Consider the following 24,146-nt stretch of genomic DNA (forward strand, 5'->3'; position numbering starts at 1 on the left):
TGCACGGATCGGAGGACCGCCTATATTTGCACCCCCGACCGGCCGTGGACGGGTTTCAAGCGAGAGTAGCTCAGTTGGTAGAGCACGACCTTGCCAAGGTCGGGGTCGCGGGTTCGAGTCCCGTTTCTCGCTCACGATGCCTTCGCCGCCTGGCGGGGGCATCGCTATTTTCGGGAGTTCCCGTCCACCGGCCATGCGCGGTGGCCCCGCCCGGGTGGTGGAACCGGTAGACACGAGGGACTTAAAATCCCTTGGCCCGCAAGGGCCGTGCGGGTTCAAGTCCCGCCCCGGGCACCGACCCTCATGCCCGCATCTTCCGTGTCGCCCGTCCCCGGAAGCACCCGGCTGGCCCCCACGCCCAGCGGTTTCCTCCATGCCGGCAACGCGCTGAACTTCCTGCTCACCCACCAGCTCGCGCGTCGCACCGGCGCCAGCCTGCGGCTGCGCATCGACGACCTCGACGCCGAACGGGAGCGTGCGGCCTACGTGGAGGACATCTTCGACAGCCTGGCCTGGCTGGACATCCATCCCGACGTGGGCCCGCGTGACGCCGTGGACCTGCGCCTGCACGGGTCGCAGCAGCTCCGGATCCCGCGCTACCGGTCGCTCGCCGATGCCCTGCGGGCCGACGATCAGGTCTATGCCTGCCGCTGCTCGCGCCGGCAACGCTCGGTCCTGCAGGCCACCGGGCAGGCCACCTGCCCCTGCCGGACCGCGGGGTTCGACCTGGACGATGAACAGCTCGCGTGGCGGGTGCGGATCCCGGAAGACGAGGAGGTGACCGTGCATGACCTGTTCGGCCCCTCCCGGTCCGAACGGCCCTTCGCCTGGTTGCCGGATCCCGTTGTGCTGCAACGATCACCGGATGGTCGTCCGCGCCGCCCGGCCTACCAGCTGGCCTCCCTGGCGGATGATGTGGACCAGGGGATCACCTTCATCGTGCGCGGCGAGGACCTTTTGCCCAGCACGCTGGTGCAGTTGTACCTGGCGCGGGTGTTGGGACTTGCCGCGTTCACGAACGTGCGGTTCGCACATCATCCGCTGCTCTTGGACGACACCGGGGCCAAGCTCAGCAAATCGGAGGGGGCGACCAGCCTGCGCGCCATGCGCCTTGCGGGTCACGGACCGCAGACCCTGATCGCCCGGGCTGAGGCGATGTTCAGGCAGCTTGCTGCCGGGGCCTGACCTCGGGCACGGGCACGGCGGCCGGCCGGAGCCGGATGATCCGCAGGGCGTTCAGCACGCGGATGATGGGCCAGGTGGGGTCGAACTCCCACCACTTGGCCGCGAAGTTGGCCCGACCGCTGTGCGCATGGTGGTTGTTGTGCAGGCCTTCGCCCATCACGAGCACCTCCACGGGCCACATGTTGCGGCTGGTGTCGCTCACCTCGTAGTTGCGGTAGCCGTACTTGTGCGCGTACCAATTGATGATGGCGCCGTGCAGCGGGCCCATCACGTAGTGAAGCGGCAGCAGCAGGTACCACCAGAAGCTGGGGGCGAAGGCCACATAGAAGGCGGTGTATCCCAGGATCCAGGCGATGCGGGTGGGCCACGCGTCGGCGAACACCTCGAAGGCACGCCACTGGGGCACCCCTTTGGTGAAGCGCTCCTCCACCGGCATCGACCGGTCGAACAGCTGATGGTAGATCGTCTTGGTGCGCCACATCATGCTGAACAGGCTGGGGTCGTACTTCGGGGAGTGCGGGTCCTGCTCGGTGTCCGCGTACGCATGGTGAAGGCGGTGCAGGACCCCGTAGGCGTAAGGGCTCAGGTAGCTGCTGCCCTGGGCGATGAAGGTGAGCACATGGAACGCCTTCTCCCAGAAGGGGCTCATGGTGAACATGTGGTGCGCGGCATAGCGATGCAGGTAGAAGGTCTGCACGAAGAGGCTCAGGTACCAGTGAAGGACGAAGAAGAGGAGGATCGCGGTCATGGTCGGCGCGAAGGTAGCCCGGTGTGAAGGGGCCCCGCGTGAGGGGCGTCAGTCGACGGGGCCCGGATCAGGGAAGTCGGGTCCGGTCGGGCAGGCGATGTCCCAAGGGCCCGGGCAGCAGTTCCTGGTGTTTCACCACGGGGAAGCCGAAGAGCCCGTCGTGGAAGGTGGTGCGGAGCTTTTCGGCGGACCACACCGCCGGGTCGAGCGGGGCCAGCCGCAGCTTGCGCGGGAAGTCGGCGTAGGCATCGCCTTCGAGGTGGAGCAGCAGGCCATCGAGGTCCGCGCGGCGCTCGATGCCGACGATGTGGAGTTCCTCCACCCGTTCGCGGCCCGCCATGCGGTTGAGGCTGAGCACGAGCAGAGCGAGCAGGGGCAGCCCGCCGAAGAGCCCGGCGATGAAGGAGGCCCAGGGGCCGAAGCGGTAGCGCCGGTCGAGCAGCCGGGCCACCACGGCGATGAGGGCCACGAGCGCCCCGAGCAGCCGCAGCCAGCCGTCCACGGTGAGCAGGGTGGGGCCGGCCAGGACGGCTACGCACGGCACGCCGACGAACCAGAGGGGGATCAGGTGGCCCCACCGCAGCCGATGGAACGGGGAGCGTGCGGATGTGGGAGGCGCCGCGCTCTCCACACGCGGGGTGGACCGAGCGCGGGGCGTGGAACGATGCGCGGGTAGCATGGACAGGAGCAAGATAGGCACCCGCCCGCCGCACCTCAATGGCCGAACATCTCGCGCACGCGCTCGAAAAAGCCCTTGTCCTTGTTGGTGGGTCGTGGCTGGAACCCCGGGCTGGTGCGCAGTTTCTCCAGCGCATCCCGTTCGGCCTTGGTGAGGTCGGTGGGTGTCCATACCGCGACGTGGACGAACAGGTCGCCCGCCCCACCGCCGTTCAGGCTGGGCAGCCCCTTGCCACGCAGGCGCAGGGTGTGGTTGCTCTGTGTGCCGGGCTCGATCTTCACCTTGGCGCGGCCCTGCACCAGGGGCACCTCGATGGTGGTGCCGAGCGCGGCGTCGGGCATGCTGATGAAGGCCTCGTGGTGCAGGTGCTGACCGTCGCGCTTCAGTTCGGCATGCGGCTCCTCCTCGATCACAACGAGCAGATCGCCCGGCACACCGCCCGCCGGGGCCTCGTTGCCCATGCCGCTCACGTTGAGCTGCATGCCCTCCTCCACACCGGCGGGGATGCGGATGGGCACCACCACCTCTTCGCGCACCAGGCCATGTTCATCGCTGCCCGGGGCCCGCTTGCTCACGGTCTGTCCGATGCCGCCGCAGGCCGGGCAGGTGCTCACCGTCTGCATGGCGCCCAGGAAGGTGCTCTGGACGCGGGTCACCTGACCGGTGCCTTTGCAGGTGCCGCAGGCGCCGTATTCGCTGCCCTTGCCGCGCACCAGCTTGGTCACCTTGATCTTCTTCTCGGCACCCAGGGCGATCTCCTCCAGGGAGAGCTTGAGGCGGACACGCAGGTTGCTGCCCTTGATGACCCGTCCACCGCGCCCACGGCCTCCGCCGAAGCCTCCGAACGCGCCGCCCCCGAAGGCCTCGCCGAAGATGTCGCCGAAGTGGCTGAAGATGTCGTCCATCGACATGCCACCGGCCTGGCCACCTCCGCCGAAGCCACCGGGGGCCTGGTGGCCGAAGCGGTCGTAACGGGCCTTCTTCTCGGGGTCGCTGAGGATCTCGTAGGCCTCCGCAGCCTCCTTGAACTTCTCCTCGGCGGCCTTGTCGCCGGGGTTCTTGTCGGGGTGGAACTTGATGGCCTGCTTGCGGTAGGCCTTCTTGATCTCGTCGGCGCTCGCGGTGCGGGCCACGCCCAGGACCTCGTAGGGATCGCGCTTGCTCATCGGTGCGGGTGGAGGGTTGCCGGAGGTGCGTGCCTTATTCGCCCACCACCACCTTGGCGTAGCGGATCACCTTGTCGTGCAGGGTATAGCCGTTCTCCACCACGTCCAGCACGCGCCCTTTCAGCTCGGGGCTCGGAGCGGGGGCCTTCGTGATGGCCTCGTGACGGTCCACATCGAAGGGCTGTCCTTTCACCTCGGTCATGGGCTTCACGCCCTGGCTGCCGAGGATGTGGAGGAGCTTGCTCTGGATGAGGTGGAAGCCCTCCTTCATCACGGCCACGTCCTCGGTGCGCGCGTTGTTGGCGATGGCGCGCTCCATGTCGTCCAGCACGGGCAGCACGTTCTTCAGGGCGTTCTCGGCGGCGAACTGGATGAGGTCGAGGCGCTCGCGGGCGGTGCGCTTCCGGAAGTTGTCGAAGTCGGCATTGAGCCGCAGCCATTTGTCCCTCAGGTCGGCCACCTCGGCCTTGGCCTGGTCCAGCTCCGCCTGAAGGGTACTGATGTCCTCGCGGCCATCGGCCTCGGCATCGTGCATCACGTGTTCGGCGGCCGCCTCAGAGGCCGCGGTCAGCGGGTCCTTGCGCGCTTCATCGGCGGCGTCGGCGGGCAGGCCGTGCGAGGTCGGTTTGGCAGAATGTTCCGCCTCGGCGGCGGCTTGGGGACGGTCCGTCATGGGTTTCCGGGCTTTTCCGAAGATGCGGCGCATGGGTCAAGGACGATGCCGGGGGTGGGGTGGGGGACAAAATGACAGGGGCGCCGGCAACGAAAGAGCCCCGCCGTGGCGGGGCCCTCGGGGGTCCTGCTCAAGGATCACAGGCTCTTGACGTACTTGTCGAGCTCCTGGTGCAGGGCCATGCCCCGCAGGTTCTTGCCGATGATCACCCCGTTGGGGTCCACCAGGAAGCTCATGGGGATGCCTGAGACGCCATAGAGGCGCGAGGCCTCCGAGGCCCAGTACTTGAGGTCGCTGACGTGGTACTTCCAGCTCAGCTTGTCCTGCTCGATGGCGCGGCGCCAGGCATCGCGGCTCTTGTCGAGGCTCACGCTGTAGATCTCGAAGCCCTTGCCATCCTTGAACTTGGCGGCGCTGTATTTCTGATAGGCGGCCACCACGTTGGGGTTCTCGCGCCGGCAGGGGCCGCACCAACTGGCCCAGAAGTCGATCAGCACGTACTTGCCGCGCAGCTCGGAGAGTTTGAGGACCTTCGTGCTGTCCACGTTCATGTAGGCCAGCTCGGGCGCCAGATCACCGATGTTGGTGCCCACCTTGGACCCCTTGGCGGCCTTCTGATCCAGGCGCTCGGTGAAGCCGTAGATGGCCAGCAGGGCCACGGCGGAGAGGATCAGCACGCGCAGCTTGTTCATCGCAGGGCGGAGTTTCATGGCACGAAGGTAGGGGAAGGGTGCGGCGTGGTCAGCCAAGACCGTGCCGCGGACCGGAAAGCCCCTGGCCGGTGATGTGCACATGGGCGCAGGTGCTCCTGTGCGCACGGGCTCACATCACCTCGATCCGCGCGCCGATGGCGTTCAGTCGCCCCTCGATGTTCTGGTAACCGCGGCGGATCTGTTCGATGTTGTCGATGGTGCTGATGCCGTCGGCGCTGAGCGCGGCGATCAGCAGCGACACGCCCGCGCGGATGTCGGGGCTGGTCATGCGGATGCCGCGCAGCGGGATCTGGAAGTCGTGGCCGATCACCAGGGCGCGGTGCGGATCGCAGAGCGTGATCTGTGCGCCCATCTCGATGAGCTTGTCCACGAAGAACAGGCGGCTCTCGAACATCTTCTGGTGGATGAGCAAGCTGCCCTTGGCCTGGATGGCGGTGACCAGGACGATGCTGAGCAGGTCGGGTGTGAAGCCGGGCCAGGGCGCATCGGCCACGATCATCTGGCTGCCATCGATGAACCTGGTGATGGTGTAGTGCTCCTGGGCGGGCACGTGGATGTCGTCGCCTTGGCGCACCACGGCGATGCCGAGCCTGCGGAACACATCGGGGATCATGCCCAGGTGGTCGTACCCGGTGTCCTTGATGGTGATCTCGCTGCGCGTCATGGCCGCCAGGCCGATGAAGGAGCCGATCTCGATCATGTCCGGCAGCAGGCGGTGCTCGGTGCCGCCCAGCTCCTTCACGCCATCGATGTGGATCAGGTTGCTCCCGATGCCGGTGATCTTCGCTCCCATGCGCACCAGCATGGTGCAGAGCTGCTGGATGTAGGGCTCGCAGGCGGCGTTGAAGAGGGTGGTGCGGCCCTCGGCGAGCACCGCGGCCATGATGATGTTGGCCGTTCCGGTGACGCTGGCCTCGTCGAGCAGCATGTAGCAGCCGCGGAGCTGCGTGGCCTCGGCGCGGTAGAAACCCTCCCTGGCATCGTACGTGATCTTGGCGCCGAGCCGCTCGAAGCCGTTGAAGTGGGTGTCCATGCGGCGCCGGCCGATCTTGTCACCGCCGGGGCTGGGGATGTAGCCCCGGCCGAAGCGCGCCAGCGCCGGTCCGCAGACCATCACGCTTCCGCGCAGGCTGCCGCCCATGCGCTTGTATTCGGGGTCGAGGAAGAACTCCAGGTCCACGGTCTTCGCGGTGAAGCGGTACGAGCCCGTTCCGAGCGTCTCCACCTGCACGCCCATGGCGCGCAGCAGGTCGATGAGCTTGTTCACGTCCACGATGTCGGGCACGTTGTGGATCGTGACCGGTTCGCTGGTGAGCAGCACGGCGCAGAGGATCTGGAGGGCCTCGTTCTTGGCGCCCTGCGGCACCAGTTCACCCTTCAGGCGGCGCCCCCCTTCAATGCGGAAACTTCCCATGGCATGGCACTTCGTGCTGCGAAGCAAGCGCCTGCGGATGGTGCTGCGCGACCGGCGCGCGGCGTGCTGCTAACAACAGGGGACTGACAACACCTGGCCGGGGGGCTCAGTAGCGACCGCCCTTCTTGTTGCGGTTGCGATGGCGCTTCTTGCCCCGTTTGCGCACCTCGGCCTCGTTGCGCGGGCCGCTGCGCTGGGCCTGCAGCAGGGCATCGGTGCTGGCCAGCTGCTGGTCCTCCTTGAGCTTCACGCGCCCCTTGCTGAGGTCGGCCAGGTCCTTCAGGATCACCCCGTCGGGTACCGTGTCGCGGTTCCAGGTCAGGAACTGGCGCTTCATCAGGTTGGCGATGAGGTGGGCGTACGCATCGCGCTTCTCCCCCGCCTCCAGGGCGGCGCATTGCTCGATCATGCGCTCCACCAGCTTGCCGTAGTGGCCGAAGCGGATGGCCTTCTGCGGATAAGGCACGCGCTCCGGCCTGGTCTCCAGCTCCTCCGGCGAGGGTTTCGGGAAGGGACCGTCCACATCGAGCTTGAACTCGCTCATGATGTAGAGGTGGTCCCACAGGGTGCGGTCCGCGTTCTCGCTGTTGCGCAACTGGGGGTTCAGCCGGCCGATCACCTGGATGATGGCCTTGGCCAGGCGGGTGCGCTCGGCGCGGTCGTCCACGGCCATGCAGTGCTCCACCATGCGCTGTACGTGGCGGCCGTACTCAGGGATGATCAGGCGCGGACGGCGCGTGTTGTAGTCGTAGGCGACGGCGTTCATCGTTCGGAAGGGGCGTGGACCGCACCGGGCGGGTCGCACCGGGGTCAGCGCAAAGGTAGGGGAAGGGCCCTTAGGCCCGGCCACGGTTCGATCCGCTGCCCGCGAACCGATCCCGGCGTCAGGGTGTTACCTTGGACGTTCGAAACATCACACGTACCATGCGCATCCTCATCACGCTCGGACTGGCCACCTGCGTCCTTCACCTGGGGGCCCAGGAATTCGCCCACACCTTCGGTTCCACGAAGGCGGTGCCGGAGACCTTCAGCCTGGACAAGTCCGGCTGTCGCGACAACATGGCGCTGGCGGCGGGCTTCCGCTACACACGACCGCTCGGCGAGCGGTTCGGCCTGGGTTTCGGCGTGGCGCATGAATGGCGCCGTGCCAGTGCCGAACAGGAGACCCCGGACGGTACGGTGCCGCTCAATGAGGTGGAGGGCCGTGGCGTCCTGCTTCAGGTGTTGGGTCAGTACAAGCTGTTCACCTGTGCCAGCAAGTGCGGAGGCACCTTCGGCCTGATGATGGGCGCGGACGTGTCATTGCCCTACCGCACGAATGCCCTGCGGTTCGATGCCAGCGGGTCCGAGCTTTCGAGCGGCCGTGTGGATGCGCCGTTCCAGCCGGGGTTGGCGCTTCGCGCCGGCGTGCGTTACGCGATCCCGTTGTGCCACAGCATGGGCTTCTTCATGGAGCCGCAGGTGGTGTACAAGGCCGTTCTGGACCGCACGGATGAAGCGTTCGTGGAGGGACGGGGCGGAAACCGGCTCGGCGATCGCCTGGGCATGGGGATGCAGGGCGGGGTGTACCTCTCCCTGGCCGGTGGCTGCCCGATGAAGCAGGCCCAGGGCAACTGAGCCGGAGGTTCAGCCCTCGATCACCCGCAGTTTCGCGAACCGCAGAAGCAGTTGCTTCTGTCCCGCGGTGGGGAAGAACACCGTGGCCTTCAGGTCCGGTGCACGACCCTCGATCTTGAGCACCTTGCCCCGGCCGAACCGCTCGTGCTCCACGGTCATGCCTTCGGCGAGCTCGGGCGACGGTTCGCCCAGGCTGCTGGTGGCCTCCAGCGGTGCTCCGCCATCGGAGATGCGCTTCAGGTTCTTGCGCTGCGGCGGTGGAGGGGCCGGTCGGGATGAAGGAACGGGACGCGCCGGAGGGGCTGAGGGTTCGCGACCGGATAACGACCTCCCGCCCGCTTCGGCAGCGGGCCTGTCGAAGGCTCCGGCACGGCTGGCCCAGGGCGGTGCGATGGTCCGGCGCTCGGTGAAGCCCGAAGTAGCGCGGGTGTTGGCCGCGGGCATCTCCAGGTACTTCGGGTCGATCTCGTCGATGAAGCGGCTGGGCTCGCCTGCGGTGAGCTGCCCCCACTTGTAGCGGCTCATGGCGTAGCTCAAGGTGGCGCGGACACGGGCCCGGGTGAGGGCCACGTAGAACAGGCGGCGCTCCTCCTCCAGGTCGGCGCGGGTGGTCACGCTCATCTGGTTGGGGAAGAGCTCCTCCTCCAGCCCCACGATGTGCACATAGGAGAACTCCAGCCCCTTGGCGCTGTGGATGGTCATCAGGCTCACGCGGTCCGTGTCGTTCGGGTCCTCGTTGTCCGCGTCGGTCAGCAGCGCCACATCGATGAGGAAATCGGAAAGGGTGCGTGGCGCATCGGTGCCTTCCTGGGCATCGCTGAAGGCCTTCATGCCGGCGAGCAGTTCCTGGATGTTCTCGTACCGGCTCACGCCTTCGGGGGTCTTGTCGGCGAAGAGGTCGCTGAGCAGGCCGGTGGTGCGTGCGATGTACTCCCCCAGGGCGTGGGCGCTCTGGTCCGCGAGCATGGTGCGGAAGCTGCGGATCATCAGCACGAACTCGGCCAGGCGCTTGCGCATGCCGTCGTGCACATCGAGCTCGCCGAGGTGCGCGTTCAGCAGGTCCCACACGCTGATGGAGCGGTCACCGGCGGCCACCATGAGCTTTTCCACGGTGGTCTGCCCGATGCCGCGCGCGGGGTAGTTTATGATGCGCTTGAGCGCCTCCTCGTCGTTGGGGTTGCAGGTGAGGCGGAAGTAGGCCAGCAGGTCCTTGATCTCCTTCCGCTGGTAGAAGCTGAGCCCGCCATGGATGCGGTAGGGGATGTTGAGCTTGCGCAGGGCCTCCTCCATGCTCCTGCTCTGGGCGTTGGTGCGGTAAAGGATGGCGAACTCCTTGTTGGCCACCTGGCGCTGCATGCGCATCTCGAAGATGCTGTGCGACACGAAGGCACCCTCCTCATTGTCGCTCATGGCCCGGTGCACCAGGATGCGTTCGCCCTCCGGGTTGTCGGTCCAGACCGTCTTGCGGATCTGGTCGCGGTTCTTGTCGATCACCGAGTTGGCGGCGCCGACGATGATCTTGGTGCTGCGGTAGTTCTGTTCGAGCTTGAAGAGGGTGTGGTCCGGATAGTCCTTCCGGAAGTTGAGGATGTTCTGGATGTTGGCGCCGCGGAAGGCATAGATGCTCTGGCTGTCGTCGCCCACCACGGTGAGGTTCTCGTGCCGCGCGGCCAGGGTGCGCACGATGTTGTACTGCGCCAGGTTGGTGTCCTGGTACTCGTCCACCAGGATGTACCGGAAGCGCTGCTGGTACTTCAGCATGGCGTCCGGATGGTCGCGGAAGAGCAGGTTGGTGTTGAAGAGCAGGTCGTCGAAGTCCATGGCCCCGGCGCGGAAACAGCGCTCGGCGTAGGCCTTGTAGAGCTCGCCGAGCCTCGGGCGCATCGCGGCGGCATCGGCGGCCATCAGCTCCGCGTTGTTCAGGTACTCCAGGGGCCCGATGAGGTTGTTCTTGGCGATGCTGATGCGGCCATGGACCTGGTTGGGCTTGTACAGCTTGTCATCCAGCTGCCACTCCTTGAGGATGGTCTTGATCAGCGATCGGCTGTCGTCGGTGTCGTAGATGGTGAAGTCCTTGGGGTAGCCGAGCTTGTCGGCCTCGGCGCGCAGGATGCGGGCGAACACGCTGTGGAAGGTGCCCATCCACAGGTTGGCGGCCTCGCCGCGCCCCACCACCTGGGCGATGCGCTCCTTCATCTCGCGGGCCGCCTTGTTGGTGAAGGTGAGGGCGAGGACGCGGAAGGCATCGACCCCCTTCACGGCGAGGAGGTGGGCGATGCGCACGGTGAGCACGCGGGTCTTTCCCGAGCCGGCACCGGCGATCACGAGGTTGGGCCCATCGGTGTGCACCACCGCGGCGTGCTGTGCCTCGTTGAGTCCCTTGAGGTGTTCCATGGAGGTGCGAAAGGTAGCCCGCCGGGCAGGCTTCACCGCCGGATCAGGAAGGCGACATCCAATGCGTAAAGCGTGCTGCTCCGCATCGCGGTGAGGTCCGTTCCGTGCAGCCACATCAACCCGGTGCCCCATTGTCCGCGTGCGCTCAGGTCCACCCGCTTGCCGATGCGGAAGCCCGCCTGAAGACAGGCCGAGGCGCGCAGGTAGGTGCATGCCCGCACGGCCACGCTGCGGTCCAGGAAGGTGGTCTCGGTGGCGGTGCCGTTCACCTCGTCGGTGCGGATGCCGGTGGCGGTGAGGGCACCCGATCCGGCGTGCCCCAGCTCGGCGACCAGGCCGGGCCGAAGGAAGAAACTGTTGCTGAGGAAGAGGGTCCAATAGGGTCCGCCGCCGATGGCGATCTCCAGCTGCGAGATGGAGTAGAGATACTCGACGGTGCGTGCGGTGTCGCCCAGCAGGCTGTCGGTGTGGAAGAAGAGGTTGAACAGCCGGGGCTGGAGGGCCAGATGCATCGTCCAGCCGTGCTCGCTGTTGCGACCATCGCGAAGGCGGGCCAGGGCGAAGCGCGGACCGAAGCTGCCGCCGATGGCCGTGCTCGAGTACCCGAAGTAGTAGTCGGAGGGCTTTCCGGCGAGCGGAGGAGGGGCCTCGCGGCAGAACTGTGCGAAGCGGTCGAAGCCCATGGGACCGTGGTTCTCCAGCGTGACGCCCATGATGCCCCCGATGGCCCGCAGCTTCAGGGGGCCTTTCACGGGTTCGTGCCAGAAGGCGGAGTCGGCCGGGTCCTGCGCGGATGCGGTGCCCGCACCGAGGAGGACGGCGAGCAGGAAAAGCGATGCGCGCGGCATGGAGCGGCCCGAAGGGGCTCCCGCGAAGGTAGCCGCTCAGCGCCCGAAGCGCAGGGCCTTCCCGGGATAGCGGCCGCTCCTGCTCAACTGCTCCTCGATGCGCAGCAGTTGGTTGTACTTCGCGATCCGGTCGCTGCGGCTGGCGCTGCCCGTCTTGATCATACCGCAGTTGGTGGCCACGGCCAGGTCGGCGATGGTGCTGTCCTCCGTTTCCCCGCTGCGATGGCTCATCACGGCGGAATAGCCGGCGCGGTGGGCCATGTCCACGGCCTCCAGGGTCTCGGTCAAGGTGCCGATCTGGTTCACCTTCACGAGGATGCTGTTGGCGATGCCCTTGTCGATGCCTTCTGCGAGCCGCGCGGTGTTGGTCACGAACAGGTCGTCGCCCACCAGTTGGATGGTTGACCCCACGGCTTCGGTGAGCTTCTTCCAGCCGGCCCAGTCGTCCTCGGCCATGCCGTCCTCGATGCTCACGATGGGATAGCGCTTGCACCAGTCCTTCCAGAAGGCCACCATCTCGTCGCTGGTGAGGCTGTCACCGGTGCTCTCCAGCACGTACCGCTTCTTCTTCGCGTCGTAGAACTCCGTGCTGGCGCAGTCCAGGGCGAGCACGATGTCCTCGCCAGGGCGGTAGCCAGCCTTCTCGATGGCCTGCATCACCACCTTGAGGGCCTCTTCGTTGCTGGGCAGGTCGGGGGCGAAGCCGCCCTCATCGCCCACGTTGGTGGCCAGGCCGCGGGCCTTCAGCACGGCCTTGAGGTGGTGGAACACCTCGGCCCCCATGCGCAGCCCCTGTGCGAAGCTGGTGGCGCCGACGGGCATGATCATGAACTCCTGGACGTCCACCTTGTTGTCCGCGTGGGCACCGCCGTTGAGGATGTTCATCAGAGGCACCGGCAGGGTGCAGGCGTTCGCCCCGCCGACATACCGGTACAGGGGCAGGCCGGCCTGGCTGGCGGCGGCCTTGGCCACGGCCAGGCTCACGCCCAGGATGGCGTTGGCGCCCAGGTTGCTCTTGTTCGGCGTGCCGTCCAGGCCCATCATCGCCTTGTCGATCAAGGCCTGCTGATCCACGGGTGCACCGTGCAGTTCGCTGTTCAGCGTGGTGTTCACATGCTCCACGGCCTTGGTGACACCCTTGCCGAGGTAGCGCTTCTTGTCGCCGTCGCGCAGTTCCACGGCCTCGTGGGCGCCGGTGCTGGCACCGCTGGGGACGGCGGCCCGGCCCATATGGCCCTCATCGGTGAACACCTCCACCTCGATGGTGGGATTGCCGCGTGAATCGAGGATTTCTCGGGCTTGGATCTTGGCGATCAGGCTCATGGGGAAAGCGGAAAGGGAAAGGCGGGATCGGGGCGCGTCCTAAGCGGTCTGGTGAAGGGACCTTGGTACGGGGGAATGCGCCTTCATGTTCGCCACGAAGTCGTCGAAGAGGTAGCGCGCATCGTTGGGGCCGGGGCCGGCCTCCGGGTGGTGTTGCACGCTGAAGACCGGACGGTCCTTCAACCGGATGCCTGCGATGCTGCCGTCGTTGAGGTGCACGTGGGTGATGAGCACGTGCGGATGCGCCTCGGCCTGCGCACGACGGGCCACGAACCCGTGGTTCTGGCTGGTGATCTCGTCGTGCCCGGTCACCAGGTTCTTCACCGGGTGGTTGATGCCACGATGGCCGTGATGCATCTTCTCGGTGCCGATGCCGAGGCTTTCGGCGAGCAGTTGATGCCCCAGGCAGATGCCGAACACGGGCAGGCCGCTGTCGCGGATGGCGGTCACCAGCGCCACGCTGGCGGGCATCGCCGCCGGGTCACCCGGGCCGTTGCTCAACAGGAAGCCACCTGGCCGCCAGGCGAGCATCTCATGCAGCGGGGTGTGCATGGGAAAGACACGCACGAGGCAGCCCCGTTCGGTGAGGCAGCGCAGGATGTTTGTCTTCACCCCGAAGTCCACCAGGGCCACGCGATGGGGCGAGGCCGGGTCGCCGGTCTCGAAGGCCACGGGGGTGGTCACCCGGCTGCTCAGCTCCAGGCCGGCCATGGAGGGCACGGCGGCCAATCGGTCACCCAGGCGCCGGGGGTCGAGTTCGGTGCTGCTGATCAGGGCGTTCTGCGCGCCGTGGTCGCGGATGTGGCGCACCAGCCGGCGGGTATCCACCTCACTGATGCCCACGATGCCGGCCTGCCGCAGGTGGTCCTCCAGCGAGCCGGTCCCACCGGGTCGGCTCCAGACCTCGCTGAATTTCTTGACCACCAGACCGGCGATGGTCACGCGGGCGCTCTCTTCCTCCCCGGCCTTGACGCCATAGTTGCCGATGTGTGGGCTGGCCATCACCATGAGCTGACCGGTGTAGCTGGGGTCGGAGAAGATCTCCTGATACCCGGTCATCCCCGTATTGAAACAGATCTCGCCGGTGGCGATGCCCTGTGCGCCGATGGCGCGGCCCTCGAACAAGGTGCCATCCGCGAGCAACAGGGCGGCCTTGGGGCGTTGGCTGACCAACATCGGGCGTCAAAGATACCGGGCCGGGCCTTCGGCCATCGGGCCTTTTGTCCACACCTGTGGGATCGGGGCCTCAGGGCAGCTGCTCCAGCCGCACGGCGGTAGGGGTCACCCCGCCGATGGTCACCAGCACCAGGTCGCGGTCATTGCGCGAACCGGTGTACTTCACCATCCCGTCCAGGTTCACATCGGCCTGCAGGTAGCCGCTGCTCACGGCGGTGGGGGGCGTGCCACCGATGGACACGAGCACGGCGTCGCGGTCGTTCCCGGCACCCACGTAGCTCACCTTGCCATCAAGGGTGGCGTTGCCGGTCCACAATGTGCGCAGGAGGCCCCGCTCGCGGCGCGGATCGGTGCCGAAGCAGGCGGTGGTCGGGTCGCGCAGGTCAAGCGACAGGGTGGAGGTACCCAGATCGAGCGGGGCGGCCGACATGAGCGCAAGGTGGTTGCGGTGCCTTACAGCGACATGGGCGAAGCGCGCCGGGGCTGTCATGATCAACGGCGACACCCCGTCCAGGGAGACCACCTGGCCGTTCCGTTGCAGGAGGGCGGGTGTGCGGTCGAGCAGCACGGTGGGGTCGGCCGCGTCGCGCAGTTCGATCAGGATCCAGTCCACCACGGCCTCGGGACCACTGTTGCTGAGCGCGCCCGGCGTCAGGGTGGCACCCGGACCTGCGGTGGGGGTGAGGCCGAGGTCGGAATAGGGTTCCGCATCGGGGATCAGCCCCTGCACGCGGAGCTCGTCGCGCATCCAGCCGAGCAGAGGCTCGAAAGGACCATCGAGCAACAGGTCCACGTTCATCTCCATTTCATGCGGCAGCACGGTGATGGGGATGCTCGCACACACCGTGGTGTCCAGCGCGTTCGCCACCTGCAGCTCGGCGATGAAGCTGCCGGGACCGGTGAAGGTGTGCTGCACGGAAGCCCCGGTGGCGGCGGGTTGTCCATCGGACCAAGACCAGGTGTAGATGGGCGTGCCGCCCAAGGGGTCCACGGCCTGCGCGGTGAAGGACACGGTGAGCTGGGGTCCCACGCCCAGGGTCAGATCGGCCTCGGCGCTCACGCATTGGGGGCCGGACGAGGGCGTGTGGATGATCCGCTTCACCGCGCCGGTGAACGCGGGCAGGTCGTAGTAAGAGAGGTAGAAGAGGTCGCCCCCGGGGCCGGGCAGCAGCTGCGTGCAGAAGTTGGCCTGGGTGCCTCCGTAGAGGGTGGTGTCCATGAAGGTCCCTTCGGCCACCACCGCGCCCAAGGCGTCCAGCTGGGCCCACTTCACCCAACCGCGGATGAAGTCGCCGTAGAAATAACGTCCGTTCCAGATGCCGGGGTAGTTGCTCCCACGGTAGGTGGCCCCACCTGTGATGGCCGCGCCCAGGCCCAGGTGCGGGTAGGTGATCAATGGGTCGGTGAAGGCCGGGTCATCACAGGTGCCGTCAGGCAACCGACCAAGCTCGCCGCAAAAGGGCCATCCGAAGTTGGCACCGGGTGTGGCGAGGTGCACGTCCTCCCAGGCCAGCGTATGGTTGTTGGCGCCCACGGTGCCGATGAGGAAGCGGCCGGTCTCCGGGTCCAGGTGACCGCGAAAAGGGTTGCGCAGGCCGCTGCAATAGATGGTCTTGAGCACCCCGTTGGCGTTCAGCGGTCCGGGGGTGGCGTCGGCGAAGGGGTTGTCCTGGGGCGCACTGCCGTCCCAACGGAAGCGGTGCAGCTTGCCGAAGGCACTGGCCATGTCCTGTGCGTTGGCCGGCGTGTAGTCGTCGCCCACGGCCAGCAGGATCGTGGTGTCCGGAAGAAAGGCAAGGGCACCTCCGGTGTGGCAGCACCCCGAATAGACCGGGGTCTCCCAGATCACCGTTTCACTGGCCGTCAACGCGTTGGCTCCGAGGTGTTTGAAGGTGGACAGACGGTTGCGTTGGCCGCCGGTCGAGCGGTACACGAACACCAGTGAATCGGTGGCGAAGAAGGGGCTGATCCAGAGTCCCACCAGGCCATGCTCGGCGCTGTTGTCCACGGGTGCCACCATGTAGGTGGTCAGGCTCACCGGCGCCTGGTCCACCGGGGTGGTGGAGATGCGGATGAGGCCGTCCTTCTGGCCCACGAGCATGCGGCCATCGGGCAGGAAAGCGGCGGCGGTGGGGGCGTTGATGCCGCTGGCGATGGTGGTGACGGCGAAGCCGGGAGGCTGGGCGGTCGTGGCCAGGACGGTGACGAGAAGCGGCGTAAGGAGCAGGAGTCGAAGGGGCATCGGGGCAGGCAGCGGAAGGGGGCGCAAAACTACGTTGCGGAGGAGGCGCGGCCGCCTGCACGGGACGATCATGAACATCGAACGGCGCCCATGGGCGCCGTTCGTGCATGATGCGGGGGCGAGCTGGTCACTCGGCCCTGCCCTCCTCGGCCGTGGGGGCCTCGGCTGCTTTGCCTTCGGCCTTGGTGGCAGCGGCGGGACGCCGGCTGCGGCGGGTCTTCTTCACCTCGGCACCGGCGGGCTTCTCCTTGGTGTACACGCTGTTGAAGTCCACCAGCTCGATCATGGCCATCTCGCTGGCATCGCCGAGCCGGTTGCCCAGCTTGATGATGCGCGTGTAGCCCCCGGGGCGGCTGGCCACCTTCGGTGCCACATCGCGGAACAGGGCCGCGGTGGCCTCCTTGTTCTGCAGGTAGGTGAACACCGTGCGGCGGTTGTGCATGCTGTCGTCCTTGCTGCGCGTGATCAGGGGTTCCACATAGCGGCGCAGGGCCCGGGCCTTGGCCAGCGTGGTGTTGATGCGCTTGTGGGCGATCAGCGAGCAGGCCAGGTTGCTCAGCAGGGCGTCGCGGTGGGCCTTCTTGCGGCTCAGGGCGTTGTTCTTGTTGCCGTGTCTCATGACTCTGTTCTCTTGGTGGTGTTGCAGCGGATGGTGGGGCCACCGCCGCTACCTCACTCCTTGTCCAGTTTGTACTTGCTCACGTTCATGCCGAAGCTCAGGCCCTTGTTCTCCACCAGGTCCTCCAGTTCGGTGAGGCTCTTCTTGCCGAAGTTGCGGAACTTCAACAGGTCGTTCTTGTTGTAGCTCACCAGGTCGCCGAGGGTCTCGATGTCGGCCGCCTTCAGGCAGTTGAGGGCACGCACGCTCAGGTCCATGTCCACCAGCTTGGTCTTCAGAAGCTGGCGCATGTGAAGGCTGGTCTCGTCGAACTCCTCCTCCTGCACGCGCTCCTCGATCTCCAGGCTGATGCGCTCATCGCTGAACAGCATGAAGTGGTGGATGAGGATCTTGGCGGCCTCCTGAAGGGCGTTCTTCGGGGTGATGGAACCGTCGGTGACCACCTCGATGGTGAGCTTCTCGTAGTCGGTCTTCTGCTCCACACGGGTGTTCTCCACGGTGTACTTCACGTTCTTGATGGGCGTGAAGACGCTGTCGATGAAGATGGTGCCCACGGGCGCGGTGCCGGTCTTGTTCTCGTCGGCGGGCACGTATCCGCGGCCCTTTCCGATGGTGAGCTCGATGGTGAGCTTCACGGTGGGTTCCATGTGGCAGATCACATGCTCGGGGTTGAGCACCTGGAATCCGGTGGTGTGCTTGCCGATGTCGCCGGCGGTGAAGGCCTCCTTGCCGGTGATGGTGAAGGACACCTTCTCGGTGCTGACATCCTCTAGCTGGCGGCGGAAGCGCACCTGCTTGAGGTTGAGCACGATCTCGGTGACGTCCTCAATGACGCCCTTGATGGTGCTGAACTCATGGTCCACACCGTCGATGCGGATGGCCGTGATGGCATGTCCTTCGAGACTGCTGAGCAGGATGCGGCGCAGGGCGTTGCCGATGGTGATGCCGTAGCCGGGCTCCAGGGGGCGGAACTCGAAGGAACCGCGCTGGTCGTCACTTTCGATCATCACGACCTTGTCGGGCCGCTGGAAATCAAGGATGGGCATGGTGTGTCCGTTCGGTTTGGGGGAGGTTCTTACTTGGAGTACAGTTCCACGATGAGCTGTTCGCGGATGTTCTCCGGGATCTGGGCGCGCTCGGGCATCGCGATGAGCTTGCCGGAGAGGGTGGAGGGGTTCCACTCGAGCCAGTCGAAGCGCTTGTGCGCGGAGGACACGCTGTTGGTGATGGCCTCCAGGCTGCGGCTCTTCTCGCGCACGGCCACGCTCTGGCCGGGGCGCAGGGAATAGCTGGGCACGTTCACCACCTGCTGGTCCACCGTGATGTGGCCATGGCTCACCAGCTGGCGGGCGGCGCGGCGGGTGGGTGCGATGCCCAGGCGGTACACGGTGTTGTCGAGGCGGGCCTCGCAGAGCTGCAGCAGGGTCTCACCCGTGATGCCCTTCTTGCTCGCGGCCACCCCGAACATCTTCTGGAACTGGCGCTCCAGGATGCCGTAGGTGTACTTCGCCTTCTGCTTCTCGGCGAGCTGGAGCGCGTATTCGCTCTCCTTCTTGCGGCGCTTGGTCGGTCCGTGCTGCCCGGGGCTGTACGGCTTGCGCTCCATCCACTTGTCCTCACCGTAGATGGGTTCCTTGAACTTGCGCGCGATCTTGGTCTGTGGTCCGGTGTAACGTGCCATCTTCTTGGATTTTGGGTGCGGCCTTCGATCTCCCGCACCAACACCGGGGCGCCCGTCAGCGCCCCTACAGGTTGTTGTTAACGATCAAACACGGCGTTTCTTGGGCGGACGGCAGCCGTTGTGTGGCATGGGGGTGATGTCCACGATCTCGGTGACCTCCACGCCGCTGTTGTGCAGGGCACGGATGGCGCTCTCGCGTCCGCCGCCGGGCCCCTTGACGAACACCTTCACCTTGCGCAGGCCCAGCTCGAAGGCCTCGCGTGCGGCCTCCTCCGCGCTCACCTGGCCGGCGTAGGGGGTGTTCTTCTTGCTGCCGCGGAAGCCCTGTTTGCCGGCGCTCGACCAGCTGATCACCTCGCCCTTGTTGTTGGTGAGGCTCACAATGATGTTGTTGAACGTGGCGTGGATGTGGGCCTGTCCGAAGGCCTCCACATGCACGTTCTTCTTCTTTTTCTTGCCGGCGGCGGCGCCTTTGTCCTGCTGCTTTGCCATTGTCGTTCAGTTGTCGGTTGTCCGTTGTCCGTTGTCAGCAGCTGCCTGCCGGCAACGGACAACTGGCAACTGATTACTTCGTTGCTTTCTTCTTGTTGGCCACGGTCTTGCGCTTGCCCTTGCGGGTGCGGCTGTTGGTGCGGGTGCGCTGGCCGCGCACGGGCAGGCCGCTGCGGTGGCGCAGGCCCCTGTAGCTGCCGATGTCCATCAGGCGCTTGATGCTGAGCTGCACCTCACTGCGCAGGGCACCCTCCACCTTGATGTTGTCGTTGATGAACTGGCGGATGCGCGACTGCTCATCGTCGCTCCATTCCTCCACCTGCTTGTCGGGGTCGACCTCCGCGTTGCGGAGGATCTCCAGCGCGCGGCTGCGCCCGATGCCGTAGATGTAGGTGAGCCCGATGGCCCCGCGTTTGTGCTTGGGTAGGTCGATGCCTGCGATACGTGCCATGGTGGTGCGGTTATCAGCCCTGACGCTGCTTGAACTTCGGGTTCTTCTTGTTGATCACATAGAGGCGCCCCTTGCGGCGGACGATCTTGCAGTCCGCCGAGCGCTTCTTGAGGGAGGTCCTGACCTTCATCGGATGGGTGCTTAGCTCTTGTAACGGAAGGTGATCCGGCCTTTGCTGAGGTCGTAGGGGCTCATCTCCACCTTGACCTTGTCGCCGGGGAGGATCCGGATGTAGTGCATGCGCATCTTGCCGCTGATGTGGGCCGTGATCACGTGGCCGTTCTCCAGCTCCACGCGGAACATGGCATTGCTCAGCGCCTCCTTGATGACGCCATCCTGCTCGATGTTCCCCGTCTTGCTCATGCCTTCGTCCGTTCTTCCGTTCCCTGTTCTCGTTGTCGTTCGTTCGTTCTCCTGTTCTTATCCGTTCACCTTCGCCTCATCCAGCTTCACGTATGCGTCGCCCTTGGCCTCCAGCACCGCTTCGATGGCGCTGAAACTTGAGAGGACCTCCGCCTGCCCGGACCTTACGGCCACGGTGTGCTCGAAGTGGGCGCTGGGCCGTCCGTCCTGTGTGACGATCGTCCAGCCATCATCCAACTGGTGCACCTCCTTGGTGCCCATATTGATCATCGGTTCGATGGCGATCACCATGCCGGCGCGCAGCTGCACGCCATGACCGCGGCGCCCGTAGTTGGGCACTTCCGGGGCCTCGTGCAGCTTCTCGCCCACACCATGCCCCACCAGCTCGCGCACCACGCCATACCCGTTGGTCTCCGCGTGATGCTGGATGGCGTACCCGAGGTCGCCGGTGCGGCGTCCGTCCACCGCCTGGGCGATGCCCAGTTGCAGGCATTCCTGGGTGACGCGCAACAGCCGCATCGCGGCAAGGTCCACCTCGCCGATGGCGAAGGTGTAGGCGCTGTCGCCGTAGAAGCTGTTCATCAGCACGCCGCAGTCCACGCTGGCGAGGTCGCCCTCGCGCAGCACGCGGTCGCCCGGCAATCCGTGCACCACTTCCTGGTTCACGCTGATGAGCAGCGTGCTGGGGCAGCCGTACAGGCCCTTGAAGCCGGGCACGGCGCCGTGGTCGCGGATGAAGGTCTCCGCAAGCCGGTCCAGATCGCCGGTGCGGACCCCCGGTCCGATGTTCCTGGCCACTTCGGCCAAGGTCCTCCCAACAAGCAAAGAACTCTCCCTTACCAGTGCGATCTCGGCATCGCTTCGCAGGTTCACGGTCTTCGCCATGACCTATCCCGCCATGCCATAGGCCGCGTTCGTCCGTCCCTTGATCCGACCTGTTTTCATCAGGCCGTCGTAGTGTCTCATCAGCAGGTGGCTTTCGATCTGCTGGAGGGTGTCCAGCAGCACACCCACCATGATCAGCAGCGAGGTTCCACCGAAGAACTGCGCGAAGCCCTGTTTCACGCCGGCCATCTGCGCGAAGGCGGGCAGGATGGCCACCAGGCCGAGGAAGATGGCTCCGGGCAGGGTGATGCGGCTCAGCAGTTCGTCGATGTGGTCGGCGGTCTGCTTGCCGGGCTTCACTCCGGGAATGAAGCCGCCGTTGCGCTTCATGTCATCGGCGAGCTGCACGGGGTTCACGGTGATGGCGGTGTAGAAGTAGGTGAAGATCACCACCATGAACATCAGCATCAGGTTGTAGAAGAGGCCCTGGGCGTTGGCGATGGAGATGAGCCATTGGGGGGGCTCCTCGAAGGCCTGTGCCACGTACATGGGGATCAGCACGATGGCCTGGGCGAAGATGATCGGCATCACCCCCGCCGCGTTCACCTTGAGGGGGATGTAGTTGCGCACACCACCGTACTGCTTGTTGCCCTGCACGCGCTTGGCGAACTGCACGGGGATCCGCCGGGTGCCCTGCACGAGCAGGATGCAGCCGGCGATGATGAGCACCCAGATGACCACCTCGACCAGAAGCAGGACGAGACCGCCGCCTCCGGGGCCCATGCGGCCCACCACCTCCTGGGCGAAGCTCTGCGGGAACTCGGCCAGGATGCCGATCATGATGATCAACGAGATGCCGTTGCCCAGGCCGCGCTCGGTGATCCGCTCACCGAGCCACATCACGAAGAGGGTGCTGCAGGTGAGGATCACGATGCTGGTGAAGAGCCAGAACTGGCTGTCGGGCCGGGCGTCGGCATCGATGGTGGCGTAGATGTAGCCGGGTGCCTGGAAGATGCAGATGAGGATGGTGAGGTAGCGGGTGTACTGGTTGAGCCTCCGACGTCCGCTCTCCTCGCGCTGCATCTTCTGCACGGCGGGCACGGCGATGCCCATGAGCTGCATGATGATGCTGGCGCTGATGTAGGGCATGATGCCCAGGGCGAAGATGCTGGCCCGTGTGAAGGCGCCACCGGTGAAGATCGAGAGGATCTCCACGATGCCACCACCGCCGGTGGAGGCCGAGGCCATCTTCAGGCTGTCCACGCCAGGCAACACGATGTAGCTGCCGATGCGGTAGACCAACAGCAGCCCCAGGGTGATGAGGATGCGCGTGCGCAGTTCCTCGATCCGCCAGATGTTCTTGATCGTGTCGACCAGGTTCTTCATCGCTTATGCCTGCTTCTCCTTCCGCTCGATGATGGTGGCCTTGCCGCCGAGGGCCTCGATGGCGGCGCGCGCGCTGGCGCTGAACGCGTGGGCGGTGACGTCCAGGGCGCCCTTGAGCGTACCGCGGCCGAGCACCTTCAGCTTGTCGTTCTTGGCGATGAGACCGTTGGTGTACAGCACCGTCGGGTCAACGACCTTCAGGCCCTGGGTCTCCACCAGCATCTGCAGGGCGTCCAGATTGATGCCCTTGTACTCCACGCGGGTGGGGTTGGTGAAACCGAACTTGGGCACACGGCGCACGAGGGGCATCTGTCCGCCCTCGAACCCGCGCTTGCGGCTGTAGCCGGCGCGGCTCTGGGCGCCCTTGTGGCCCTTGGTGGAGGTGCCGCCCCGCTTGCTGCCTTCGCCGCGGCCGATGCGCTTCTCCTTCTTGGTGGCCCCTTTGGCGGGCTTCAATTGACTGAGGTCCATGGTGTCTCTCGGGTTCGTTCGGTTCAGGCCTTTTCCTCGACCGTCACCAGATGGTTCACTTTCGCCACCATGCCGCGGATCTGCGGGGTGGCCTCCAGTTCGGCGCGCTTGCCGATGCGGCCCAGGCCGAGGGCCTTGAGGGTGGCCTTCTGCCGGGCGGGGCACTTGATCTGGCTGCCGGTCTGGATGATGATGATCTTGCTCATGGGGGTCGCCCGGGGCGTTCGTTATCCGTTGAACACTTTCTCGACCTTCACCCCGCGCATCTGCGCCACGGTGTTGGCATCGCGCATGTCGGTGAGGGCCTTGATGGTGGCCTTCACCACGTTGTGGGGGTTGCTGGAGCCCTTGCTCTTGGCCAGCACGTCCGTGATGCCCACGCTCTCGAGCACGGCGCGCATGGCACCCCCGGCGATCACGCCGGTACCATGGGCGGCGGGCTTCAGGAGCACCTCGGCGCCGGCGAACTTGCCCTCCTGGGAGTGGGGGATGGTGCCTTTCCGCACGGGCACCTTCACGAGGTTCTTCTTGGCGTCGTCGATGCCCTTGGCGATGGCCTCCTGCACCTCCTTGGCCTTGCCCAGGCCGTGGCCCACCACACCGTTCTCGTTGCCCACCACGACGATGGCGGCGAAGGTGAAGGTGCGGCCACCCTTGGTCACCTTGGTCACGCGGTTCAGCGCCACGAGCCGGTCCTTCAGCTCCAGGTCGCTGCTGCGCACTTTCTTGACGTTAGCTCCTTCCATCGGTGATCAGAATTGGAGACCGGCCTCGCGGGCGGCTTCGGCCAGGGCTTTCACCCGGCCATGGTACACGTAACCGTTGCGGTCGAAGACGACCTGGGAGATGCCGGCGGCCTTGGCCTTCTCGGCGATGGCCATGCCCACCAGACGGGCCTGTTCCACACCGGCCGCGCCGTGGGCCTTCTTGTCCTTGAGGGAGGAGGCGCTGACCAGGGTGCGGCCCGCCTCGTCGCTGATGATCTGTGCGTAGATGTCCACATTGCTGCGGAACACCGATAGGCGGGGGCGCGCGTCGGTGCCGCGCACCTTGCGGCGCACGCGTTCGCGGATGTGGGCCCTGCGTTCGTTGCGTTGGTATGCCATGGCTCTGCTTATTTGCCTGCGGCTTTACCGGCCTTGCGGCGCACCTCTTCGCCCACGAAACGCACACCCTTGCCCTTGTAGGGCTCAGGCTTGCGCAGCGAGCGGATCTTGGCGGCCACCTGGCCGATGAGCTGTTTGTCCGCGCTCTCCAGGCGGATGATGGGGTTCTTGCCCTTCTCCTGGGCGGCGCTCACCTTCACCTCGGCGGGCAGTTCGAAGGTCACCTGGTGGCTGAAGCCCAGCGCGAGCTGGAGCTGCTGCCCCTTGGCTGTGGCGCGGTAGCCCACGCCCACCAGTTCCTGTTCGATCACGTAGCCCTCGCTCACGCCCTTCACCATGTTGGCGATGAGCGCACGGTAGAGGCCGTGCTTGGCGCGGTGGGGTTTGGCGTCGCTAGGACGGGCCACGGTCACCGTGCCGTTGTCGTTCTTCACGGCGATGGCGGGGTCCACCACCTGCACGAGGGTGCCCTTGGGACCCTTGACGGTCACCTGGTTCTTGTCGCTGATGCTGATCTCCACCCCCTTGGGCAGGCTGATCGGCGCTTTTCCGATGCGTGACATGGCTTCTCGTG

The 24,146-nt window shown here is 66.0% G+C and carries 28 protein-coding genes and 2 tRNA genes; 4 read left to right on the plus strand and 26 right to left on the minus strand.

The window, feature by feature from the left end; genetic code table 11:
* Nucleotides 1-59: 59 nt before the first annotated feature.
* The 3 genes from IPM49_14350 to IPM49_14360 all read left to right on the plus strand — a co-directional run bounded on the left by IPM49_14350 (nucleotide 60) and on the right by IPM49_14360 (nucleotide 1,185).
* A tRNA-Gly gene (locus IPM49_14350) sits at nucleotides 60-132 on the plus strand.
* A gap of 76 nt (nucleotides 133-208) precedes the next feature.
* Nucleotides 209-294, plus strand: a tRNA-Leu gene (locus tag IPM49_14355).
* Nucleotides 295-303: 9 nt separating this feature from the next.
* On the plus strand, nucleotides 304-1,185 hold the full coding sequence (locus IPM49_14360) for a tRNA glutamyl-Q synthetase (GenBank protein ID MBK9275704.1): 882 nt from the start codon (nucleotides 304-306) through the stop codon (nucleotides 1,183-1,185).
* On the opposite strand, the gene IPM49_14365 is transcribed toward IPM49_14360, so the two are convergent.
* The 7 genes from IPM49_14365 to IPM49_14395 form a co-directional block, all read right to left on the minus strand.
* Nucleotides 1,160-1,933 (minus strand): acyl-CoA desaturase, encoded by a 774-nt coding sequence (locus tag IPM49_14365; protein ID MBK9275705.1) that lies wholly within the window; start codon nucleotides 1,931-1,933, stop codon nucleotides 1,160-1,162. The two genes, IPM49_14360 and IPM49_14365, sit on opposite strands and share 26 nt — an antisense overlap.
* Nucleotides 1,934-2,000: 67 nt before the next feature.
* The gene (locus IPM49_14370) at nucleotides 2,001-2,612 is read right to left on the minus strand and encodes a hypothetical protein (protein ID MBK9275706.1); all 612 of its coding nucleotides are present in this window, start codon (nucleotides 2,610-2,612) and stop codon (nucleotides 2,001-2,003) included.
* Nucleotides 2,613-2,647: 35 nt separating this feature from the next.
* The gene (gene dnaJ / locus IPM49_14375) at nucleotides 2,648-3,778 is read right to left on the minus strand and encodes a molecular chaperone DnaJ (protein ID MBK9275707.1); all 1,131 of its coding nucleotides are present in this window, start codon (nucleotides 3,776-3,778) and stop codon (nucleotides 2,648-2,650) included.
* A 34-nt stretch (nucleotides 3,779-3,812) separates the two neighbouring features.
* A complete protein-coding gene (locus IPM49_14380; GenBank protein MBK9275708.1) occupies nucleotides 3,813-4,484 on the minus strand; it encodes a nucleotide exchange factor GrpE in 672 nt (223 codons plus the stop codon).
* A gap of 104 nt (nucleotides 4,485-4,588) precedes the next feature.
* On the minus strand, nucleotides 4,589-5,143 hold the full coding sequence (locus IPM49_14385) for a TlpA family protein disulfide reductase (protein MBK9275709.1): 555 nt from the start codon (nucleotides 5,141-5,143) through the stop codon (nucleotides 4,589-4,591).
* Between the two features lie 130 nt (nucleotides 5,144-5,273).
* Nucleotides 5,274-6,578 (minus strand): UDP-N-acetylglucosamine 1-carboxyvinyltransferase, encoded by a 1,305-nt coding sequence (murA, locus tag IPM49_14390; protein MBK9275710.1) that lies wholly within the window; start codon nucleotides 6,576-6,578, stop codon nucleotides 5,274-5,276.
* Between the two features lie 106 nt (nucleotides 6,579-6,684).
* Nucleotides 6,685-7,344: a DUF4290 domain-containing protein gene (locus IPM49_14395; protein ID MBK9275711.1), complete on the minus strand. Its 660-nt coding sequence runs from the start codon at nucleotides 7,342-7,344 to the stop codon at nucleotides 6,685-6,687.
* 158 nt (nucleotides 7,345-7,502) lie between these two features.
* Between IPM49_14395 and IPM49_14400 the strand changes: the two genes are divergently transcribed.
* Nucleotides 7,503-8,195 carry a hypothetical protein gene (locus IPM49_14400; protein MBK9275712.1) on the plus strand — a complete coding sequence of 231 codons (693 nt, stop codon included), beginning with the start codon at nucleotides 7,503-7,505 and terminating at the stop codon, nucleotides 8,193-8,195.
* A gap of 9 nt (nucleotides 8,196-8,204) precedes the next feature.
* Here IPM49_14400 and IPM49_14405 read toward each other — a convergent pair whose 3' ends face one another.
* The 19 genes from IPM49_14405 to rplF form a co-directional block, all read right to left on the minus strand.
* Entirely contained in the window at nucleotides 8,205-10,589 is a 2,385-nt protein-coding gene (locus tag IPM49_14405) for a UvrD-helicase domain-containing protein (GenBank protein ID MBK9275713.1), read from the minus strand.
* A gap of 32 nt (nucleotides 10,590-10,621) precedes the next feature.
* A complete protein-coding gene (locus IPM49_14410; GenBank protein ID MBK9275714.1) occupies nucleotides 10,622-11,437 on the minus strand; it encodes a hypothetical protein in 816 nt (271 codons plus the stop codon).
* Nucleotides 11,438-11,473: 36 nt separating this feature from the next.
* The gene (gene eno / locus IPM49_14415) at nucleotides 11,474-12,760 is read right to left on the minus strand and encodes a phosphopyruvate hydratase (GenBank protein ID MBK9275715.1); all 1,287 of its coding nucleotides are present in this window, start codon (nucleotides 12,758-12,760) and stop codon (nucleotides 11,474-11,476) included.
* Nucleotides 12,761-12,799: 39 nt separating this feature from the next.
* Nucleotides 12,800-13,936 carry a glutamine-hydrolyzing carbamoyl-phosphate synthase small subunit gene (carA, locus tag IPM49_14420; GenBank protein MBK9275716.1) on the minus strand — a complete coding sequence of 379 codons (1,137 nt, stop codon included), beginning with the start codon at nucleotides 13,934-13,936 and terminating at the stop codon, nucleotides 12,800-12,802.
* 70 nt (nucleotides 13,937-14,006) lie between these two features.
* Complete coding sequence (locus IPM49_14425) at nucleotides 14,007-16,178, minus strand: PQQ-dependent sugar dehydrogenase (GenBank protein ID MBK9275717.1); 2,172 nt, start codon at nucleotides 16,176-16,178, stop codon at nucleotides 14,007-14,009.
* 127 nt (nucleotides 16,179-16,305) lie between these two features.
* On the minus strand, nucleotides 16,306-16,797 hold the full coding sequence (gene rplQ, locus IPM49_14430; GenBank protein ID MBK9275718.1) for a 50S ribosomal protein L17: 492 nt from the start codon (nucleotides 16,795-16,797) through the stop codon (nucleotides 16,306-16,308).
* A 53-nt stretch (nucleotides 16,798-16,850) separates the two neighbouring features.
* Entirely contained in the window at nucleotides 16,851-17,843 is a 993-nt protein-coding gene (locus tag IPM49_14435) for a DNA-directed RNA polymerase subunit alpha (GenBank protein ID MBK9275719.1), read from the minus strand.
* Nucleotides 17,844-17,872: 29 nt separating this feature from the next.
* Nucleotides 17,873-18,478 (minus strand): 30S ribosomal protein S4, encoded by a 606-nt coding sequence (rpsD, locus tag IPM49_14440; GenBank protein MBK9275720.1) that lies wholly within the window; start codon nucleotides 18,476-18,478, stop codon nucleotides 17,873-17,875.
* An 84-nt stretch (nucleotides 18,479-18,562) separates the two neighbouring features.
* The gene (gene rpsK, locus IPM49_14445; protein MBK9275721.1) at nucleotides 18,563-18,970 is read right to left on the minus strand and encodes a 30S ribosomal protein S11; all 408 of its coding nucleotides are present in this window, start codon (nucleotides 18,968-18,970) and stop codon (nucleotides 18,563-18,565) included.
* A gap of 73 nt (nucleotides 18,971-19,043) precedes the next feature.
* A complete protein-coding gene (gene rpsM / locus IPM49_14450; protein ID MBK9275722.1) occupies nucleotides 19,044-19,421 on the minus strand; it encodes a 30S ribosomal protein S13 in 378 nt (125 codons plus the stop codon).
* A gap of 13 nt (nucleotides 19,422-19,434) precedes the next feature.
* The gene (gene rpmJ, locus IPM49_14455) at nucleotides 19,435-19,551 is read right to left on the minus strand and encodes a 50S ribosomal protein L36 (GenBank protein ID MBK9275723.1); all 117 of its coding nucleotides are present in this window, start codon (nucleotides 19,549-19,551) and stop codon (nucleotides 19,435-19,437) included.
* Between the two features lie 11 nt (nucleotides 19,552-19,562).
* A complete protein-coding gene (gene infA / locus IPM49_14460; protein MBK9275724.1) occupies nucleotides 19,563-19,784 on the minus strand; it encodes a translation initiation factor IF-1 in 222 nt (73 codons plus the stop codon).
* A gap of 57 nt (nucleotides 19,785-19,841) precedes the next feature.
* The gene (gene map, locus IPM49_14465; protein MBK9275725.1) at nucleotides 19,842-20,669 is read right to left on the minus strand and encodes a type I methionyl aminopeptidase; all 828 of its coding nucleotides are present in this window, start codon (nucleotides 20,667-20,669) and stop codon (nucleotides 19,842-19,844) included.
* A 3-nt stretch (nucleotides 20,670-20,672) separates the two neighbouring features.
* Nucleotides 20,673-21,995 carry a preprotein translocase subunit SecY gene (gene secY, locus IPM49_14470; protein ID MBK9275726.1) on the minus strand — a complete coding sequence of 441 codons (1,323 nt, stop codon included), beginning with the start codon at nucleotides 21,993-21,995 and terminating at the stop codon, nucleotides 20,673-20,675.
* Between the two features lie 3 nt (nucleotides 21,996-21,998).
* A complete protein-coding gene (gene rplO / locus IPM49_14475) occupies nucleotides 21,999-22,466 on the minus strand; it encodes a 50S ribosomal protein L15 (GenBank protein MBK9275727.1) in 468 nt (155 codons plus the stop codon).
* A 23-nt stretch (nucleotides 22,467-22,489) separates the two neighbouring features.
* Nucleotides 22,490-22,672: a 50S ribosomal protein L30 gene (rpmD, locus tag IPM49_14480; protein ID MBK9275728.1), complete on the minus strand. Its 183-nt coding sequence runs from the start codon at nucleotides 22,670-22,672 to the stop codon at nucleotides 22,490-22,492.
* A gap of 21 nt (nucleotides 22,673-22,693) precedes the next feature.
* A complete protein-coding gene (gene rpsE, locus IPM49_14485; protein ID MBK9275729.1) occupies nucleotides 22,694-23,212 on the minus strand; it encodes a 30S ribosomal protein S5 in 519 nt (172 codons plus the stop codon).
* 6 nt (nucleotides 23,213-23,218) lie between these two features.
* On the minus strand, nucleotides 23,219-23,572 hold the full coding sequence (locus IPM49_14490; protein ID MBK9275730.1) for a 50S ribosomal protein L18: 354 nt from the start codon (nucleotides 23,570-23,572) through the stop codon (nucleotides 23,219-23,221).
* 8 nt (nucleotides 23,573-23,580) lie between these two features.
* Entirely contained in the window at nucleotides 23,581-24,135 is a 555-nt protein-coding gene (rplF, locus tag IPM49_14495; protein ID MBK9275731.1) for a 50S ribosomal protein L6, read from the minus strand.
* Between the last annotated feature and the right edge of the window lie 11 nt (nucleotides 24,136-24,146).

The sequence above is a fragment of the Flavobacteriales bacterium genome (genome assembly GCA_016715895.1).
Classification (GTDB): Bacteria; Bacteroidota; Bacteroidia; order Flavobacteriales_F; family PHOS-HE28; genus PHOS-HE28.